At 64.9% G+C, this 17,995-nt stretch carries 15 protein-coding genes and 1 tRNA gene; 5 read left to right on the top strand and 11 right to left on the bottom strand.

The window, feature by feature from the left end:
• Positions 1-15 precede the first annotated feature (15 nt).
• From pheT to AC0N04_RS15200, 5 genes are all read left to right on the top strand, one after another.
• Complete coding sequence (gene pheT, locus AC0N04_RS15220) at positions 16-2,439, top strand: phenylalanine--tRNA ligase subunit beta (RefSeq protein ID WP_474283104.1); 2,424 nt, start codon at positions 16-18, stop codon at positions 2,437-2,439.
• Between the two features lie 107 nt (positions 2,440-2,546).
• Positions 2,547-2,876, top strand: coding sequence for an integration host factor subunit alpha (locus AC0N04_RS15215; protein ID WP_474283300.1), 330 nt, complete (start codon positions 2,547-2,549; stop codon positions 2,874-2,876).
• A 34-nt stretch (positions 2,877-2,910) separates the two neighbouring features.
• The gene (locus AC0N04_RS15210) at positions 2,911-3,354 is read left to right on the top strand and encodes a MerR family transcriptional regulator (protein WP_474283102.1); all 444 of its coding nucleotides are present in this window, start codon (positions 2,911-2,913) and stop codon (positions 3,352-3,354) included.
• A gap of 35 nt (positions 3,355-3,389) precedes the next feature.
• Positions 3,390-3,466, top strand: a tRNA-Pro gene (locus AC0N04_RS15205).
• Positions 3,467-3,696: 230 nt separating this feature from the next.
• Positions 3,697-4,218 carry a hypothetical protein gene (locus AC0N04_RS15200; protein WP_474283100.1) on the top strand — a complete coding sequence of 174 codons (522 nt, stop codon included), beginning with the start codon at positions 3,697-3,699 and terminating at the stop codon, positions 4,216-4,218.
• Between the two features lie 26 nt (positions 4,219-4,244).
• On the opposite strand, the gene AC0N04_RS15195 is transcribed toward AC0N04_RS15200, so the two are convergent.
• The 11 genes from AC0N04_RS15195 to AC0N04_RS15145 all read right to left on the bottom strand — a co-directional run.
• Positions 4,245-6,620, bottom strand: a complete 2,376-nt coding sequence (locus AC0N04_RS15195; RefSeq protein WP_474283098.1) for a phage tail length tape measure family protein — start codon at positions 6,618-6,620, stop codon at positions 4,245-4,247.
• On the bottom strand, positions 6,613-7,164 hold the full coding sequence (locus tag AC0N04_RS15190) for an HK97 gp10 family phage protein (protein WP_474283096.1): 552 nt from the start codon (positions 7,162-7,164) through the stop codon (positions 6,613-6,615). The genes AC0N04_RS15195 and AC0N04_RS15190 overlap by 8 nt, the downstream gene beginning before the upstream one ends.
• Entirely contained in the window at positions 7,161-7,499 is a 339-nt protein-coding gene (locus AC0N04_RS15185) for a terminase small subunit (protein WP_474283094.1), read from the bottom strand. Before AC0N04_RS15185 ends, AC0N04_RS15190 begins: the two co-directional genes overlap by 4 nt.
• Positions 7,500-7,727: 228 nt before the next feature.
• Entirely contained in the window at positions 7,728-8,024 is a 297-nt protein-coding gene (locus tag AC0N04_RS15180; RefSeq protein ID WP_474283092.1) for a hypothetical protein, read from the bottom strand.
• Positions 8,021-8,224 (bottom strand): hypothetical protein, encoded by a 204-nt coding sequence (locus AC0N04_RS15175; RefSeq protein WP_474283090.1) that lies wholly within the window; start codon positions 8,222-8,224, stop codon positions 8,021-8,023. The genes AC0N04_RS15180 and AC0N04_RS15175 overlap by 4 nt, the downstream gene beginning before the upstream one ends.
• Complete coding sequence (locus tag AC0N04_RS15170) at positions 8,221-8,403, bottom strand: helix-turn-helix transcriptional regulator (protein WP_474283089.1); 183 nt, start codon at positions 8,401-8,403, stop codon at positions 8,221-8,223. Before AC0N04_RS15170 ends, AC0N04_RS15175 begins: the two co-directional genes overlap by 4 nt.
• A gap of 643 nt (positions 8,404-9,046) precedes the next feature.
• The gene (locus AC0N04_RS15165) at positions 9,047-11,314 is read right to left on the bottom strand and encodes an AAA family ATPase (RefSeq protein ID WP_474283088.1); all 2,268 of its coding nucleotides are present in this window, start codon (positions 11,312-11,314) and stop codon (positions 9,047-9,049) included.
• Positions 11,315-11,363: 49 nt separating this feature from the next.
• On the bottom strand, positions 11,364-11,627 hold the full coding sequence (locus AC0N04_RS15160) for a hypothetical protein (RefSeq protein ID WP_474283087.1): 264 nt from the start codon (positions 11,625-11,627) through the stop codon (positions 11,364-11,366).
• Between the two features lie 611 nt (positions 11,628-12,238).
• On the bottom strand, positions 12,239-12,541 hold the full coding sequence (locus tag AC0N04_RS15155; RefSeq protein ID WP_474283086.1) for a helix-turn-helix transcriptional regulator: 303 nt from the start codon (positions 12,539-12,541) through the stop codon (positions 12,239-12,241).
• A 664-nt stretch (positions 12,542-13,205) separates the two neighbouring features.
• Entirely contained in the window at positions 13,206-14,663 is a 1,458-nt protein-coding gene (locus AC0N04_RS15150; RefSeq protein ID WP_474283085.1) for a tyrosine-type recombinase/integrase, read from the bottom strand.
• A gap of 392 nt (positions 14,664-15,055) precedes the next feature.
• Positions 15,056-17,995 (bottom strand): Ig-like domain-containing protein (locus AC0N04_RS15145; protein WP_474283084.1); only part of this gene is annotated, 2,940 nt, incomplete at its 5' end.

The following is a 17,995-nucleotide window of genomic DNA, read 5'->3' as shown; positions in this document are numbered from 1 at the left end:
GATCCGAGTCTCATCATGCAATTTCCCGAATCCTGGCTACGCGAGTTCTGCAATCCGCCCCTCACCACCGCCGAACTGGCCGAACTGCTGACCATGGCCGGCCTGGAGGTCGAAGAGCTGCGTCCGGTGGCGCCGGCCTTCAGCCGCATCGTCGTCGGCGAGATCCTCGAAGCCGTGCAGCATCCGAACGCCGATCGTCTGCGGGTGTGCCAGGTCGATGCCGGCGAGCATTCCAAGGACGGCCCGCTGCAAATCGTCTGTGGCGCCCCCAACGCCCGTGCCGGCATCAAGGTGCCGCTGGCGCTGGTCGGCGCCGAGCTGCCGCCCGGCGACGATGGCGAGCCCTTTCAGATCAAGGTCGGCAAGCTTCGGGGGGTGGACAGCTTCGGCATGCTGTGTTCGGCGCGCGAGCTCAAGCTCAGCGAAGACCATGGCGGTCTGCTGGAGCTGGCGGCCGACGCGCCGGTGGGTCAGGACATCCGTGCCCACCTGAACCTCGACGACACGCTGTTCACGCTCAAGCTCACGCCCAACCTGGCGCACTGCCTGAGCGTGCAGGGCATCGCGCGCGAGGTGTCGGCCCTGACTGGTGCGCCGTTGAAGTCGCCGGCCATCGCTGCCGTGTTGCCGGCGCACGATGCGCGCCTGCCGGTGAAGGTGGACGCCACCGACTTGTGCGGCCGCTTCTCGGGCCGCATCGTGCGCGGCGTGAACCCCCGGGCCACCACCCCGGCATGGATGGTCGAGCGCCTGGCGCGCTGCGGCCAGCGAGCGGTGAGCCCGCTGGTGGACATCTCGAATTACGTGATGTTCGAGTTCGGTCGACCGTCGCATATCTTCGACCTGGACAAGATCCACGGCGGCCTTCAAGTGCGCTGGGCCAGGCCCGGCGAAACGCTGAAACTGCTCAACGGCAACACGGTGACGCTGGACGCTCAGGTGGGCATCATTGCCGACGACCAGGCCGTCGAATCGCTGGCCGGCATCATGGGCGGCGACGCCACGGCGGTGTCGGACGACACGCGCAACATCTACATCGAGGCCGCGTTCTGGTGGCCTGCGGCGGTGGCCGGGCGCTCGCGCCGCTACAACTTCTCGACCGATGCCGGCCATCGCTTCGAGCGCGGTGTCGATCCGCAGGGTACGGTGGAGCACATCGAGCACATCACGCGCTTGGTGATCGACATCTGCGGCGGCCAAGCCGGCCCGATTGACGACCAGCAGCCCGCGATGCCGGTACGCACGCCGGTGATGCTGCGCGTGGCGCGCGCCGTCAAGGTCATCGGCATGCCGCTGACCCAGTCGGAGTGTGCCGGCGTCATGCGGCGCTTGGGGCTGCAAATCACCGAGACTGAGGGCGTCCTGACCGTCACGCCGCCCAGTTGGCGCTTCGACCTGGCGATCGAGGAAGACCTGATCGAAGAGTTGATTCGGGTGCTGGGCTACAACCGCCTACCGGCGAGTCCGCCGTTGGCGCCGGTCACCGCACGCATCCGGGTCGAATCCAGCCGGAGCGTCCATTCGGTGCGCCACGCGGTGGCCGCGTTGGGCTACCAGGAGACGATCAATTTCAGCTTCGTCGAAGAGCGCTGGGAACGTGAGTTGGCGGGCAACGCCGACCCGATCCGGGTGTTGAACCCGATCGCGGCACCGCTTGCGGTCATGCGCTCAAGTCTCGTGGGCAGCCTGATCCAGGTGCTGAAACACAATCTGGCGCGCAAGGCGTCCAGAGTGCGCTTGTTCGAGATCGGGCGCGTGTTCCGCCGCGATCCCGCGGTGACGTCGACCGTGTCCGCGGTCCGGGGCGTGGACCAGCCGATGCGGGTGGCCGGCCTGGCCTATGGACCGGCGCAACCTTTGCAATGGTTGGCGCCAGACGCGGCGGTCGATTTCTACGATGTCAAAGGCGAGGTGGAGGCGCTGCTTGCGCCGCGTCGGCCGGAGTTCGTCGCGGCGGATCATCCAGCCATGCACCCGGGACGTTGCGCGGCCGTCCGGCTGGATGGCCGGATCGTCGGCCATCTGGGTGAACTGCATCCAAAGTGGCGCCAGGCCTACGATTTGCCGCAGTCACCCATGTTGTTCGAGCTGGACCTGGCCTGCGTGCAGCAGCGCGAGGTCCCACAGGCCCGTCCGATTCAGCGCCAGCAGGCCGTGACGCGAGACGTGGCCCTGGTGGTGCCGCCGGGCGTCACGCACGACGCGATGATGAAGGTCTTGTGTGCCGACGAGCAATCGCTGGTGCGAAACGCGACGCTGTTCGATGTGTACAAGCCCAAATCAGGATCGACCGATCTTGCGGCGGGCGAGCGTAGCATGGCGGTCCGCCTGGAATTGCTGGACGACACGGCGACACTGACCGACGAGCGCATTGACGCCACGGTTGCAGCCGCCGTGAGGCGGGTCCAGGCTGCGCTGGGCGCACGCCTGCGCGGTTGAGCGGCGTAGATGAGGCCATGACGGTGCGAAGAGACAACACCATGACGATCGAATCGATCGATGACGACGAGACTCCCGCGACTCCCGGCGCAGCGCACAGCGGCATCATGTTGCCGTCGCTTGAAACGCCGACCTTGACCAAGGCCGAGCTCGCAGAACTTTTGTTCGAGCGGCTGGGTCTGAACAAGCGCGAATCAAAGGACATGGTCGAGGCTTTTTTCGACATCGTCAACGACGAACTGGTCCGGGGCCAGGACGTGAAGTTGTCCGGTTTCGGCAATTTCGCCATCCGACGCAAGGCGTCGCGGCCAGGCCGTAACCCCCGCACCGGCGAAGCCATCCCGATCAAGGCCCGCAACGTGGTCACTTTTCACGCCAGCCACAAGCTGAAGTCCGTGGTGCAGGGCGATGTCCCGTCGGACGAAGAGTTCGAGTAAAGTCTGAATACTCTGCCCAAGGACATTGATTCCAATGGAAGAAGGCGACGCACGCCTCCCCCCGATTCCGGTCAAGCGCTACTTCACCATCGGTGAGGTCAGCGAGTTGTGCGGAGTCAAACCCTATGTTCTGCGCTACTGGGAACAGGAATTCACCCAACTCAGGCCAGTCAAGCGCCGCGGCAATCGCCGGTACTACCAGCACCATGAAGTGCTGTTGATCCGGCGCATCCGGGAACTCCTCTATGACCAGGGCTTCACCATCAGCGGCGCCCGGAATCGGTTGTCCGATGCGGCGAATCCCGTGGTCGAGGTTTTTGCCGATGCGGTCGAACCCCTCGATCAACCCTTGGCCAGTGCCGCGGCGCAGGCCAACAGTGGCACGGCCGAGCTGCGTGTACCGGTGTCGAACGGCCCCTTGAACTCGTCGCACGTTCGGCATGAATTGCTGGTCATTCGTGAGTTGCTGAGCCTCTGAGTAGAGATGATTTCGATGTATACTGCGAGCTTCGTCGGGGTGTAGCGCAGCCTGGTAGCGCACTTGCATGGGGTGCAAGGGGTCGCGAGTTCGAATCCCGCCACCCCGACCAAAAATAGCTAGAGAAATCAACGGGTTAGGTCTCACAAGGCCTAACCCGTTCTTCGTTTCCGTCCCCACTTTCCGCCCTGTGCCCGATCTGGTGCCCGTTCGGTGCCCGTTTCTCGGCGGCCGATCGCACGCGGGCGCGAGCCGCCAGAACCACAGCGCAGCCCGACAAGGCCGAGTCGGGGGCGATCGTCCCGTTGCGGTGCTATCGTGGTCGCAACAAAGGGGGACTAGATGAAACGAGTGCTCTTGACTTGCGCCGCTGTGATTCTTTCGGGGTGCGTCATCGCGCCGCCGGCCCCGCCGCAGCAAGTCACAATTTCCGCACCCTACGATCAGGCCGAAGCGGCACGCCGCCTGGCGCCAGGTGTGTCGGCTATATCGGGGAACGCGTTTATGCGGCAAAGAGGTGGCGGCGTAGTCACTTGCGCCGGAAACGTAGCGTCCCTAATCCCGGCCACCGCCTATGCGCGTGAACGTCTCGGCCACATTTACGGGCAAGGGTCGACCGACGGTTTCATCTCGCGCTCGCCGAACCTGCTGTTTGTCCCCAATCCGCCCGAGTACCTTTCCACATCCCGGCAATCAAGCTGCGATTCGCAGGGGCGGTTCTCGTTTGACGCATTGTCCGAGGGCGACTACTACGTCTTCGTCCCCGTCCAATGGGTAGTCGATAACGAGCAGCAGGGCGGGGCGTTAATGAAGCTTGTCCACGTCGACGCAGGCAAGGTTGCCGCAGTCATCATGAGCCGTTAGCCACGCAGTCGGCCAGGGGTAGATGTTCACGCGAATGTCCCCTGCTTCATCGAGCGCCGGATGGCCGCCACGGTCTGCGCGTTGGCCTGCACGACGGCGGCCTGCACCTCACCGCGCGAGACGCCCTGGCCAACGTTGATGGTCTGGTGCGAGAAGTCGAAGGCGTGCCCACCGCCGGCGCCGCCCGACAAGACCGAGTTGGGGATGATCGTTCCGCTGCCGGTGGGGTTGAACAACTCGGGGCCAGCCTCGCCCACCAAGTACGCCCCGCCCGCGTTGACGTTGCCGCCCGCAGCACGCGCCGGGGCGCCCGCGACGGCTGCAACGCCGGCGGCCAGCGTGGGGCTCGCAAACCCGGTGCCCGAGAACATGCCGAACAGGGTTCCCAGGAAACCGGCACCGCCACCCCCGCCGCTGCTGCCAACGCCGGACGGCATCATGCTTGCCATCTCCATGCGAATGAACTGCTTGAGGTACTCGTCGGCCATCGTCGCCCACAAGTCGCGGAAGCTGCCCTTGCCGGTGCGGACGAACTTGTCGATCGCGTCGGCCGTACCGTTCAAGAACGTGTCGGTCAGCTTGGCGGCGTTGGCGGCTTGATTGGTGGCATCGTCAATCCACTTCATGGTGGCCTGCGTCGCACCGAACCCCGGAGTAGACATGCGCCGGCTCGCTTCGTCGCCGGCTTGCTTGGCGCGGGCAGCATCCACCGCGGCTTGTGCGTTGACGCGGTCCACGTCCGCCGTGTTGGGGCGCGCGCCGAGGCTTGCGATAGTCTGCCGGCGCTCGGCTTCAATGCGAAGCTGCTCATTGAGCACGGCGCGGGCGGTCGCGTCCAGCTTTGTCGCCTGCGTCTGCGCTTGCAGTCCGGCGATGAATTTGTCCGTCGCGGACCCCTGGCCTTGCAGTCGCGCCGTCAGTTGCTCGGCGTGCTTCGCCTCGGCCGCGGCGGACTCCTTCGCCGCCTTGTCGATCTGCCCGTAGGCGGCGATCTCGCTGACCACGAACAGGTGGTGCTGCTCCATCGAGGCATCTCGAATCGCGGTGAGCGGGTATCGATCCGCCTTGGTCTTGGGCGTGAATTTGTCGCGTGTTTCCTGGATCAGTGCGGCCTTCTCCGCTGCGGTAAATGCCTTTCCGCCCGCGGCGGCATCGTCGAACTTGCGCTTCAGATCCGCCAGCGCGGCGGACATGTTCCGGGTGTTCTTGATGCGCTCCAACTGCGCGTCGAGCCCTTCACGCGCCGCCACGGCTCGGCCGTTCACTTCCGCCGCCTTGCCGTCGGCCGCCGCCTTGGTCGACTCGGCCGCGGCCGCGCTCTGCAGCCGGGTCATCTCGTTTTGCTGCTGGATCAGCAGGGCCTGGATATTGGCGACGGCCTGCGCGTTGCCGGCCTGGCGCATCAAGGCTTCTTTGCTCGCCTGGATACGCGACTGCTGAGCGACGATCTTGTCGCCCAGCGTGTCGGCCTCCCCGAGGTGCATCGCGGCACGCTTGGCCGAGTCGATCGCATCCGCAGTGGCGCGCCACGCGCGCGCCAGGTAGCCAGCCGATGCAGCGGCTGGGTCGGTGTGGCTTTTGAGCCCATCCAGGGTCAGCGCCATGGCAGTGTTTGAATCGCCCGCCTTTTCAGCCGCGCGGATCTGCTCGTACAGGCTCGCCGTCAAAAAATGCGCCGCCCGGTCGGCGTCCAGTGCCCACTTGGTCACGCCGTCGCGCATCTTTTCAAAATGCGCGGACGCCTCGTCAGCCGTCGTGCCTGTCGCCCGTGCGTAGTTCAAAACCGCCTCGGTCGCCTTCTGGATCACAGCGGCTGGAAACGCGCCCGACCCAGCCAGGCCTCGCGCCACGTCGCCTGCAGCGCTTTGGCTCGCACCTGTGGTCAAGGCCGCCTGTGCAGCCACCTGGCGCAGACTGTCCTGCGTCTCGCCGGCCGCGTTGCCGGTGAATTTGAGCGCGCGAGCCAGGGCTTCTTGATGGCGCGCGCCCTCCACGGCCGCGTATCCGAGAAGCCCGACCGTCGCCGCGGTGGCCCCCACGGCGAGGCCCGTCGCGCTCATGACGGCCCCGAGTGCGTCGGTGCGCTCACCCAGCACAAGCAGGCTTGAGCCAAAGTTTTTCCACCGCCCCTGGCTCGCCTCGTGAGCAAGCACCAGGAGCTCACGCTTTGCCGCAGCGGTGCCAAAACTGAACCGCTCCATGTGCCGCGCCGCCTCGCCCATGCCCGTCGCGGCGTCCGTTGCGAGTTTCTGCGCGCCGGCCTGTTGCTTGAGAAGCGCGTTCACGTCGCGCAGGCTGCGCTGGACCCGCGCCATCTCGCGCTCGGTCACGGTCGCGAGGTTGGTGACCGATACCTGCCCCGAGGTGGTATCGAGGCCGAGTTTTACGGAGATGTCAGCCATGCAGGATCCTCGTGGCGTTGAAGAATTTGGTTGCGACGGTGGCGTCTGCGATGCGCTCGTCCAGATAGGCCTGCATCGCAGCGCGCACCGCAGCGCGTGTGCCGTCCGCAGCGGGCCGCATGAAAGGCTTCGCCGGAACCCATTTGCCCGCGGCCTGCGCGATGGCGCGACGCTGGCGCCGCGTGGCACCTTCCTTCCGGCTCACCCGGGCGAAGTGGCCGAACTCGACCAGCGGTCCGTACCAGGCGCCGTTCGGGCCGGTCAGGCGAACGTCGACCTTGAACACCTCAAGCGTCGAGGTGCATTTGTCGGGCATGCGCACCTGATAGATGGCATTTTTCAGCCGCTCGGGCGTCCACCCCACGCACTTTTCGAAGTGGACTCCGACCGGGGCGAGGCGCTTCGCCTCGTTGCGGACGACGCTCGCCCCGGTGGCCACTGCGCCGCGGACGACACGCGTTTGCAGCAGTTCGGGCAGGGCTCTCAGTTCGGCCTGGAACTCACGCAGTTGCCCGAGGTCGAGCGTGAACTCCATATCGCTCATGCGACCCCTCGGTACTGCCTGGCGTCGGGGTGCGGCGTTTGAATTCCTGGCTGCGTCCGCGCCACCTCAACATGGCGCGTCTGATTTTTGGAATCGCCCCGAGACGGCGCGGTCCGTAACGGGAAACCTGCGTGTTGAATGGCCGTTTCGCCCGTACGATGCGACCCCCTTACCCCCTCCGGTGGCTTGACCTTGGCGATGACCATCTCGGCGGCCACGTGGGGGTGGGTTAACAATCGGCTCGCTGCTACCTTCGCGCCCTTCTCGGAATAGCCGGCCGCGATTGCGGCCTGAGCCCCGTTCGGTTCTCGTAAGTACGCGTCAACGAAGTGCATTTGGTTAACAAGAATTCGTCAAAACGTAGGGCATGAAATCCGCTGGACCAAAAGCCGAACAGTTTTAAAAGTCTGCGTGTGGACCTGCGTGTTGAATGACCGTTTCGCCCGTACGATGCGACCCCTTACCCCCCTCCGCAGCAGCCCCAGCGCGGGCCGCTGTCGGCCCGTGGCGCCACGATCGCAACGCGGCCGATACGTGGGCGGCTTGACCCGAGGGGGCGGGCCTCACGACCCGTTCCCGACCGCTCGCAGCGGTGGTCGTGTCGTGGTGAACCGTGCGTTTTCGCGCGCCTTGGATAGGTCCAGCGCGTCCACTTCCCTCTGCGTCGCAGGCTTCAGGACGGGTAACTTTTGCTTCAGGTAGCCGGCGGCGAGCCCTGCAGCTTTGATCCTGAGGCCGATGGCCACGTCCGGGTCATTCCAGACCGCGGATAGGAACGCGACGGGGTCGGCAGTCGGGGCGATGCCCGGCGGGGGCTTCTTCGGCCGGCCGGCGCCGGGGCGTGCGCCACCGCGGCTCATGAATGGCGCTCCAGATCGCGCACCGCCGCGAGATCGGCATCGCTGAAAGTCACGCGCGCTCGGTCCGGGTCATCGGGCCGGCCCGCCGTGGCGAGGATCCCGAGTTCTAAAGCGGCGAGTCGAGTCGCCACGGGCAGCGAGTCGTCGCGGGACACGCAGGCGATCCACTCGCGGGTGGCGTCGCTGGGGCGGCGGGTCATGGTTTCGGCACCTCGGGCAGGACGGGGAATCGGATGGTGCGATATCCGAACTTGACGGGGGGCGGGTGAAGCCCCGCGACGACCCAATTTCTCAGCGTGCGCTCAGATACGCCCAATCGCGCGGCACGCTCGGCGGCACGCTCAAAAATCGGGCCGGGGTCCAGGGGGGTGTTGGTCATTGGGCCTCCGTTTCGGATTGCCGAAATATACCGAAAACGACTTCATTGCAATAGGTGTTTTCCTTTGCTCGATGAAGTCATTGGGCGTCTTGGCCCGTGGTGGCGCTGGCCGGTGGTGCTCGAGGTGGCCGCTGGCAGGCCGTGCTGGCCGGTGGGGCTTTTCGAGCTCGGCGGCCACGTGGGGGTGGCTACGGGTTCAGCCGCTTTCGCAGCAAACTCTCGAACGCGCCCGCCGGTCCGCTGACGTGTACGGCGTGCGGGTGGCCGTTCAGCCACCCGACGCGCCACAAAGACACCCCGGGCGCAACCTCGTCGGCGGTCAGTGGCTCGCCAGTGACTACAACGGGCCGACCGCCAAGGCAGGCGGGGATCTGCCGCCACACGCCCGACGGATGGGATGCTCGTCGGAAGGCACGCACGCTGCGGTAGCCGAAGGACTGGCATATTTTCCGGGCGGCACGCGGGTCGCCGGACAAGATGATGGTTGGTGAGGTCATGTTTTATCGCTCCGATATGTAACGGCATGTACTAATTTGGGTGGGGTGCAGGAGGACCGGAAAGACCGGAAAGACCGGAAAGACCGAATCCGGTCCTTTTCCGGCACTCATGGAGGACCGGAAAAAGGACCGAAACCACCCCCCCTTTAGGGGGGTTCGGTCTTTCCGGTCCTTTGTGCCCAATCCGATGGCAAAGACACTTTTCCCGCCAAATTTATAAATTCCCCACGATCGACCAAACCATTGACCGCTTCGCGTGCGACTGTTTTTCTCCGCCGTGAGTCGATATTTGTGAGCGCAACGGCCACGGCGACCGTGAGGTCCGCGAAGTCGACGCCGTCGGGCGACTTGCTCAGCATCTCCAACGCGATGCGCCGCGCCGTGGTTTGGCGCACTCCTCCCCCCTGCGACGCGATGGCCTCCCGCGCCCCTGCCATCGCCGCGGCTTCCCGGTGCGACACCTCGTCAACGGCGCAACTCGTGAGCGGGTCGCCGTCCTCGTCGACGCCCAGCTGTATGGTGCGCAATTCAAAGGGGCTCCCGAACTCGTCCGCCGAGTCTTTGGACTTGGCGATCGACCAGGCTCGGCCATCCGTGGTGCGTTTAACCTCGATCACGGTATCCAGCGCTCCGAGCAAGCTTGAGTGCCCCCGCAGCCCTCGCGATCCATCCTTGCCGGCATGGTGGACCAGCCCCACTAGACCACCCGTCAGGTCGCGCAATTGCTTTGCCGCGTCGATCAGCTGCCCCATGTCCCGCGAAGCGTTCTCGTCCAGGCCCGCGCTCGCCGCGTTCAGGGTGTCGATCAGCACCACGCTCCCTTGCGGGATGTTGGCGGCCAGCGCTTGCACGTCTGCCGCACTTGCCAGCGCGAGCGGACCCAGCACAACGGAAAACCCGTCACCAAGCGGGCGTCGCGTGGCCAGTGCCGCCAATCGTTGACGCACCCCGCCTTCCCCCTCAAGCGCGACGTAGACCACAGGAGTGGCGCGAGTCTTGAGCCTGAACCACTGCGAGCCGTTGGCTACTGCCGCCAGCATGTCCAGGCCTAGAAAAGACTTGCCGCAGGCGGGTGGACCGTAAATCGCAAAGATCCCCGATTGGGGCAGAAGTCCTTTGATGCGCCACGGTGCGACGGGCCGCCCCATAAGGTCGGCCGGCTTCAGCAGTTGGAAGCGCGGCGCATTGGCGGCCGTGCCAACTACCTGCGTTTGCACAGCCTCGACGCCGAAGGGGATGTGCCCCCACGGTTCGTGCCCGTCGAGATAGAGACGAGTGAACAAGTCGCGCACGCCTCGATCGCGGCCCGAGCACTTGCCGTGAAAGCAACTGAACGAATACGCGCCCGCCTTGCGACCTTCCCACTCGGGGAGCCCGACTTGCGTATCGGTGTCGGGGCCGTCGTCGTCGTGCGTCTCGTCGTGCGGCATGTCGCCCCGCTCGGCCCACGGGCAAACGATATTGAGCCGCCCGCGCTCATCGAACCCCTTTACCATGCCGGCGGCGTAGAGAGCCTGCACCAGTGGCAGATCGCCACCCGGCGCCCCGCTGGCCCGTTCCCGTGCGCGGGCTTCAGGTTTGGCCGCGATCACGATCCCCGCGCTTGCCAAAACCCTCCCGGCGCCCCGCACGACGTAGGCGCGGCGCAGGTGGGCGAACGGATCCGGTAAGGGCGTGGCCGCGATGGGTGCGAGCCCCGCGCGCTCGTAAACCCGTGGGTCGATAGCGCCCGACGTGTCGGGGCGGCCCACGAACAGGGCTCGCGCTCGGCCGTATATGCCCCGGTCCAACTTCAGCGAGGGTGGGAGCAACGCGGCAAACGCGCCCTGCTGGCTCAGCCACACGGGCTCATCGAGCACGACAAACGCACGCATCCGCGCAAGCCTGCGATCCTTGTGCGGACTGCCCGCGCTGCCCGTGGGAGTGAACACCACGTCGCAGCCCCCCAGTGCTCCAGCGATAAACCCTGCTACGAATTCGCAGCACTTGTGCCATTGGCTCAGCGGATCAAAGGGCAATTCGGCCGCGTCGATATCAAACGGCATCAGGCACGTTTTGCGCTCGTCGCTGTGTCCCGTGCCCCTTTGAACGTGGCCCGAACCACTGACCGCAGGGCGGGGCTCCTCGCCCAGCACAAGCGCCACGTCGTCACGGTCGGCCAGCTCGTCAAGCAAGCGCACCAGATCGTCCGGTGTGGCGACGCTTCGAAGCTCAGTTTCGTAATGAAAGGGCAGGGGGTGAGTGGATCCCGTGGCACCTTTGGCCTTCAGGGCTTCGGCCACTCGCTTCGCCTCATCGGGCGCGGTCCACGCTTTGACAAGATGGCCGCTCCTCCCCGTTGCGCGCTTATACAGGGCGACCGAGTGAGGGCCGTATTGCACGCCATTGGCGTTGGCTATAGAATTCTCTTGCATCATTTGTTTCCTCAATTCGGCGCTCAGGTGCGTACCCTGAGCGCCGTTTTCATTCGTCGTCGTCCTCGGCCTCGACCAGCTCCAGCCCGGTGCCCTTGACGAGTTGCGCCCGGATCTCGCCCACGCTCCAGGCCCGCCGACTTCCGAACGTGTGCGCACGGGGCCACCGCCTGGGCGAGACATACCCGAGCAGGGAGGCTGAGAAGGGGCAAACTCCACTCGCCAGCAACTCCGCAGCGGAGATAAAGGCCTCATTGGGTAGACCGTGAAAGCTATGCGCCTCCACAGGGATGAATCCCTTGATGCGGGCCATATTTGGAACTCCTCTTGATGGAATTACGCCATCCTACGGAATAATTCTTGACGATGTCGTCAAGTCATCTTCCCAATCTCGCCATATTCCCAACATGGAAACCCTGAAATCCGCATGAATAGGGGCCGCGCCGTTGACGGTTTCGTTACAAGTAACAATTTGTAAATGCGTCAGACCAGAAACAAAAAGGCCCGCACATGGCGGGCCATTACTGACAGGCGCTGAGATTCACTGGTTTTGGTGCGCAACCGTGGGCAATTCCAAGCGCCGACCCCATGCGAACGCCCACCTGCGGCTCCGCGTTTCGGAGGGCGTATTCTTGGCGCGATCCAGCCGCACCGGGTCGCCCATGTCGCGCACGTCGATGGGGGCGGACAACCGGCGGCCGTCCCAGTATCTCGCGGTGGTGGGCTCGGGCGGAACCGAGCCGGCTCGATAGGTCGACCCCAAATACCACCCGTGGGCAGTCGGTGTGCCGATGTGCATATTCTCTCCTTCGGTTGCGTTGGCATTACTATCTCAGGCGATGCAGCGGCCCACCATTGGCGCGTTCACCAATGGCGCTAAGCGTGGTATCGTTGCGTTATGGGGTGGTAATCCGAGGCAGTACGTTAAAACGTACCATTAGGGTTTTCTTCGCGCTTTCTTTTGGCTGCGTCCCGACCGAGTTTGGCCCGGTCAATTACCCTGGGGTCTGCAGGCAGCGCGCCGGGGAGTCCCTCAATCCATGCGCGCACGTCCGCCGCCCGCCAGCGAGTAAACCTGGACCGGCGCACGAACGGGGCCGGGGCGGAACCATCTGCCACCATCTGGCGCCACTGCGATACGCTCATGTCGGCCACCGCGGCGGCGGTTGGGCCGTCGATCAGGGCCACGTCTTGCAGCGCTGCGGGTATGTGCGTTTGGGGGGTCATTTGCGGTCTCATGCGGTGTCGATGCCTCGCACTATTCCGCGCAACACCCCGGCGGTCTAAGGCCGTTTGCCTGCGGTTCCCGCTGCCCTATCGTTCAGCCGCTTGATCGCTCGATCGGGCGAGCCGGGGGTGCCCGCCAGCGTGAACGCCGCCACGGCGGCACGACGAAAATGCGACTCGGGCCAGGTGGTCGCAGCGCCCAGCTTGTGCCCCGCTATGCTCAGAAGTCCTCGCAGCACGCCTGTAGGTGCCCCCCTTCGGCTCTGAGCCGGCATGGCTTCGACGCGCGATTGCAAAGCGACCGCGAACTTCGCCAGATCCCCCGCGGCGCGCCTGGGGTAGCTCACGTCTCCCAGCCCTTGCAGCGCCCCCGTGGCCATCTCTGCCAAAGCACGGGGCGACGCGTCGCGTAGCATTTTGGACAGATCGCGCGCCATGCCGGCCGCGGCCTGGAGCGTGGCTCGGTCCTGCGCCACAGTGGGCCACGCAGCCATCACACGCCCTGCAGTGGCCTCGACGGCGATGCGTCGCAGCAGACGGCGGATCTCAAGAGGCGCCAATCCCACTGCGCGTAGCTCCACAACGGCCTTGAGCCGGTCGGCACGTTGGACGGCGGGCGCCTCGACCCATGCGGAACCCGCGCCGGGTCCCGGGAGCGTTGGCTTCATTGGTCACCCACCAGTCGCGCGAGGTGTGCGCCGAGCGTGTCGAAGGCCTGCCGCTGTTCGTCCTCGCGCCGGTCCTGAATGTAGGTGCGGCGCACTCGAGACTCGATCTTGTGGTTCAGGCACTCGTCGACCACGTCGGACGGCACGCGCAGCCTGGCCATGAGGGTCGCCGCGGTCCGGCGCAAGTCGTGCGCAGTCCACCGGCCGCCGGTCAGACTCAGGGAGTCAGTGTTTTTGCTTCGTCCCGACATGCGGCGTTCGGGCGGTCTCTGACGGTCCGCGAGTTGTTTTCCGAAGCTCTTGACGCAGACCGGGTGCGCAGTGTCCCGCGCGGGGAACACCCAGGGTGACAGAGTGTCAGAGTCGGGCAACGTCGCGCGCAACTGACCCAATCGTCTGAATTGGGCGAGTGCGAAGTCGGACAGGTGGATGGTGTGGCTTCGTTGGTTCTTGGTGTCGGGCAGGTGCCAGGTGCGGCCCGTCAGGTTGACGATGCCGACTTTGGCGCCGTCCCCTGCGGCCTGTGCCTGCAGTTCGGCCAGGCGCTCGCGGGCTTGGAGCGCGTCGGAGGGCAGGGCGTCACTCCACACCGCACCCATCAACTCCCCCACCCGCGCCCCGGTCGCCAGCACGATCCAGATGGCGGCCTCGCTGCGCGGGTTCATACGCGCACGAGGAAGTGCGCCGGCCAGGGACTTAATCTCGTCCTCCGTGAGCGCGCGCGTGCGTTCTGCAGCCGCCCCGACCGTGCGGCTTTTCTTGAGACTGGCCAGCGGGTTGCTGGTGACGATCTCCCGGTCCAATGCGAAGTTCCAAAGCTGGCGCAGGTCGGAAAGCAGCACCGCCGCCGTGCGAAGTTGCCCCTTGGCCTTCTGCGCATCGATCAGTGCCAGCAGGTCAGCTTTGCGCACGTCTTCTATCGCGCGATCCGCGATCGAGGGGAACACATGGCGCTCAAACTGTTCTGCCACGTACTGGCCGCCGTCCTTGCGTCCCCGCCGCGTGCCGTCTGCCAAGGTGGACGGTTTCAGGTCGGTAGCTCGCCACTGGTCGAACATTTTGCGCACCGTCAGCCGGCGCGCTGCCACGCTGGCGGCTTTCTCTGCGGCCTGCCGGGTGACCGCTTCGGCCGCGGCAGCGTCGGCGCGCAGTTGGTCGAAATACTCGCGCAGGTTCTTGACCCCCGATCGGTACAAAGCCGACAGGTCTCGCGCCTTGTCCCGTGCCTGCGCCACTGTGAACGTCGCACGGCCGTCGCCGCGGGCATCGTAGGAACCGATCGGCAGGCGCACGCGAGCGCCACCCGCGGCTGAATAGCGGTAGTAGAACGATCGCGCGCCAGATGGTGAGATCCGGCCCACCAATCGCCCGGCCCCCCGCGCGCCGTCTTCGATCAGCCAAACGTCGCTCGCGCCTGGCTTCGCTTGCATCGCCTTGTCGGAGATGATCGCCACCGCTACCCCTTTGCTAGAACCGCGAGAAACGGGCACCGGTGCCCGTCTGGTGCCCGTTCGGTGCCCGTATGTTGCTAGCTGCGAGTGTATCTTGGCGGTCTTATCTGGAGCTAAGTTTTTATAAGTCGTTGATTTACAATGGATTTCTGCTTTCTATGTAGTCAGTAGAAACCCTATGTGCTGCTATAAGTTATTGCATGGGGTGCAAGGGGTAGCGAGTTCGAATCCCGCCACCCCGACCAAAAACAGCTGAAGCCCGGTGTCCACAAGACACCGGGCTTTTTGCTTGGAAGTTGCCGACTTCGTTGCGGCTTCTCAGGGTGTCGAAAGCGGTGCTCGAGAGAGCACCGCTTGGTTCGATTCAAGCGAGGTGCCACCGCACCTCGTATGGGTCAGCCGTGGGTACTGGTGATCAGCTTACCGTGATCGAGCAGTGCCTGGATCAACTGTGCATCGCTGGCACCAGGCATGGCGAAGGCCGCGCCCAGGTTCACGTGGCTCAGCGTGATCGTCTGGTCTTCGACTGCTGTCGTGTTGCTGCCGTTGAACTGGCCGGTCGAACTGATGTGGATCACCGTGTCCTGACCGACGGTCTGGAAGCTCAGATAGTGATCCAGATTGCCCACATCGGTGCTGCCGTGTACGCCGCCTTGCAGCAGATCGTGCAGGTCCAGGACATCCCCGCCAGCGGACACCGACGCCGTATTGAAATCGGTGATCACCGCAGCGGTGTGAGCCGTTCCTGCACCACCCGCGTCACCCAGATGCCAGGCGAACACGTCGGCACCGGCTGCGCCCAAGGCAGAGCCTGTCAGGTGGGCATTGCCCGAGGCCACGTCCACCGTATGCGATGCAGGCGCTACCGAGGCATCGAATGACGACGTCGGGGTCGTGTAGCTGAAGCTGGCATCGGCCACCACCATGCTGCTGCCGTCGGCAAGCGTGGCGCTGCTGGTACCGGCCTCGGTCACACCCGCGAAGGGGTGACTCACGACGCCGTCGCTGGTCAGGTTGATCGAGGTGATCCCCAGGCTGGTCAGGGTATGCATTTCGCCAGGGTCGGCCACGCCGTTGTGATTGGCATCAACCCAGACTTCGAACTGGCTGAACTGTGCATCGGCACTGCTCAGCTTGCCGTCGTGATTGGTGTCGAATTTGGCCTCCAGGCCCTGAAGGTCGGTGCTGCCGAGGGCGCCGTATTGGCTGAAGGCGAATTGGGTGCTGTTGTGCAGACGGCCATCACCATATTCGTTCCACACGAGCACACCGTCGCCACTGCCTGCCCAGGCGGTGCTGTAGAGGTGACCGTTGCCCTGTACGTCCATCAGCTGTGTGGTGTAGCTGATATGACCGTCATGGTTCATGTCCAGCACCACCGGTGCCATGTTGGCGGCCAAGGTCACCGGCGCACTGTACGGCGTGCTGCCGCCGGTGGTGCTGACGTTCAGATGCCCGGTGCCTGTGGTGTCGTAAGCTGCGGTCGAGGTGTTGTCCACGGCGACCACAGACAAGGGCGTGTTGCTGCCCTTGGCTCCGGACCACCGAATCAGGTCGGTTGGGGCCAGGAAGAGTGCGGCGGTCGTGGAGGCGCTGTCCATGTTGACCCAGGTGGTGCCGCCATCGGCGCTGTATTGCCAATGGTGTCCTGACGCGTCGGCGCCCGCGCTGGTGAAGGCGTAGCCCTTCACACTGCTGCCGTGGTCGATGTCGGTGACGCTGGGCAGGAAGGTCGTCAAGTTGCCGAAGTTCTGTCCAACGGCCGAGATGGAAATCGGGCTGATTGCGATGACGCCGGTCGCTACGGTGCTACCGGCCGGGGTGTAGTACTTGATGCTCATGCTGGCGATCGGATTGGCCCAGTCGACCGTGATGTAGGTCGGATCCAGGTCGCCGATCGCACCCGCGGGCTTGATCCCGTGCAAGGCAAGGCCGTTGGTCGTCGGCGTGCTGGTGAGATAGCCGTTGACCAGCACGGTGTAGCTGAATGCCGAGCTCGGCAGCGCATTGCCCTTGGTGTCCACCGCCGTGATCAGGACCCAGTCCTGGTAGTTGCCGTTTGCGTTGCCCGCACCGCCACCGTCAATGTCGTTGATGGTGAAAGTCACATGATTGGACGACTGGGCATTGGCGTTGAAGGCGAAGCTGACGGTATTGCCGGTGGGCGTGTTGGCAGGGACGTTCGCCATCAAGATGCCGCCGGAGCTCCAATAATTGCCCCAGTTGGAACCCGAGTTGGCAGCAATGTAGAAGCCACTGCCGGTGATCCCGCTGTCGGACACCGTCATCTCGTTCGTCGCCTTGGCGCCGTTCACATTTCCGCTGTAGGTGGTCAACTGCACTGTGTCAGAGAACGGGGTTCCGTCGCCAGCCGACGTGTTAAACGCGCTGCCAGTGAAGACCGGTGCGTCGTTGATCCCGGTGACGGTGTAGGTGGCGGTCTCCGTGACGGTGCCTCCGCGGCCGTCGCTGATCGTGTAGGTCGCGGTGATGGTCTCCACTTCACCCACGGCCAACGGGTCGAAGGCGTGGTTGTTGGGATCGATCGTTAGGGAGTTGCCGTTGAGCGTCACGCCTGCCGGCAGACCGCTGGCTACGCCATTCACCGCGTAGGTCACCGAGCCTGCCACGACGTTCAAGGCATCGCCATTGACGTCGGTGGCGTTGGCCAGCAAGTTCAGGGTGCTCGGAACCGCCTGGTTTTCAATACCGCTGCCAGTGACCGGTCCCGAGACGATGGGCGCCACGTTGTCGGACAAGGTCACGGAGTTGTTCGCGTCGGCACCGTCCGTGTTGGCGTTGCCGGCCAGATCGGTGAAGGCGTAGCTGGGCACGATGATCGTGCCGGTCGGGTTCGTACCGTCGGGTGTGAAGGTCGCCGTGTAGGTGGTGCCGGAGCCGCTGAAGTTGCTCAGGGTTCCTCCAGTCACAGTGACCTTGCTCGCGTTGAAGGTCGTGCTGGTTTCCGACAGCGTGAACGTGATGGTGGCGGTGCCACCGGTATTCAATTGCGTCACATTGCTGCTGACGACAATGGTGGGCGACACCGTGTCGATCACGGCCGAGTCCGATCCCGGTGCCGAGACATTGCCGGCAGCGTCGGTCAGCGTGGCACTGACGGTGAGGGTCGATCCTTGAGCCGGCTCGGCGAAGCTAGTGACATAGACGCCGGCCGTCAGGTCGGCGGCAGTCAGCACATGGGTCTGCGGAGTGACGCCGTCGGTGATGGTCAGCGTGTCGCCGACCTGGGCGCCGGCGGGCAGGCCGATCGAGACCGCATCGTGGCCGGCGACCTGCGTGGCCTGCTCGGCGGCGTTGATGAAGCCGTCGTTGTT

This window comes from Ideonella sp. sgz306126, assembly GCF_056032705.1.
This window is presented reverse-complemented; position numbering and strand designations above follow the sequence as displayed.

What these genes read in the sequence shown, in the direction of transcription:
- pheT (WP_474283104.1), top strand. Translation starts at nt 16, where the DNA reads ATGCAATTTCCCGAATCCTGGCTACGCGAGTTCTGCAATCCGCCCCTC.
- AC0N04_RS15215 (WP_474283300.1), top strand. Translation starts at nt 2,547, where the DNA reads ATGTTGCCGTCGCTTGAAACGCCGACCTTGACCAAGGCCGAGCTCGCA.
- AC0N04_RS15210 (WP_474283102.1), top strand. Translation starts at nt 2,911, where the DNA reads ATGGAAGAAGGCGACGCACGCCTCCCCCCGATTCCGGTCAAGCGCTAC.
- AC0N04_RS15200 (WP_474283100.1), top strand. Translation starts at nt 3,697, where the DNA reads ATGAAACGAGTGCTCTTGACTTGCGCCGCTGTGATTCTTTCGGGGTGC.
- AC0N04_RS15195 (WP_474283098.1), bottom strand. Translation starts at nt 6,620, where the DNA reads ATGGCTGACATCTCCGTAAAACTCGGCCTCGATACCACCTCGGGGCAG.
- AC0N04_RS15190 (WP_474283096.1), bottom strand. Translation starts at nt 7,164, where the DNA reads ATGAGCGATATGGAGTTCACGCTCGACCTCGGGCAACTGCGTGAGTTC.
- AC0N04_RS15185 (WP_474283094.1), bottom strand. Translation starts at nt 7,499, where the DNA reads ATGCACTTCGTTGACGCGTACTTACGAGAACCGAACGGGGCTCAGGCC.
- AC0N04_RS15180 (WP_474283092.1), bottom strand. Translation starts at nt 8,024, where the DNA reads ATGAGCCGCGGTGGCGCACGCCCCGGCGCCGGCCGGCCGAAGAAGCCC.
- AC0N04_RS15175 (WP_474283090.1), bottom strand. Translation starts at nt 8,224, where the DNA reads ATGACCCGCCGCCCCAGCGACGCCACCCGCGAGTGGATCGCCTGCGTG.
- AC0N04_RS15170 (WP_474283089.1), bottom strand. Translation starts at nt 8,403, where the DNA reads ATGACCAACACCCCCCTGGACCCCGGCCCGATTTTTGAGCGTGCCGCC.
- AC0N04_RS15165 (WP_474283088.1), bottom strand. Translation starts at nt 11,314, where the DNA reads ATGCAAGAGAATTCTATAGCCAACGCCAATGGCGTGCAATACGGCCCT.
- AC0N04_RS15160 (WP_474283087.1), bottom strand. Translation starts at nt 11,627, where the DNA reads ATGGCCCGCATCAAGGGATTCATCCCTGTGGAGGCGCATAGCTTTCAC.
- AC0N04_RS15155 (WP_474283086.1), bottom strand. Translation starts at nt 12,541, where the DNA reads ATGACCCCCCAAACGCACATACCCGCAGCGCTGCAAGACGTGGCCCTG.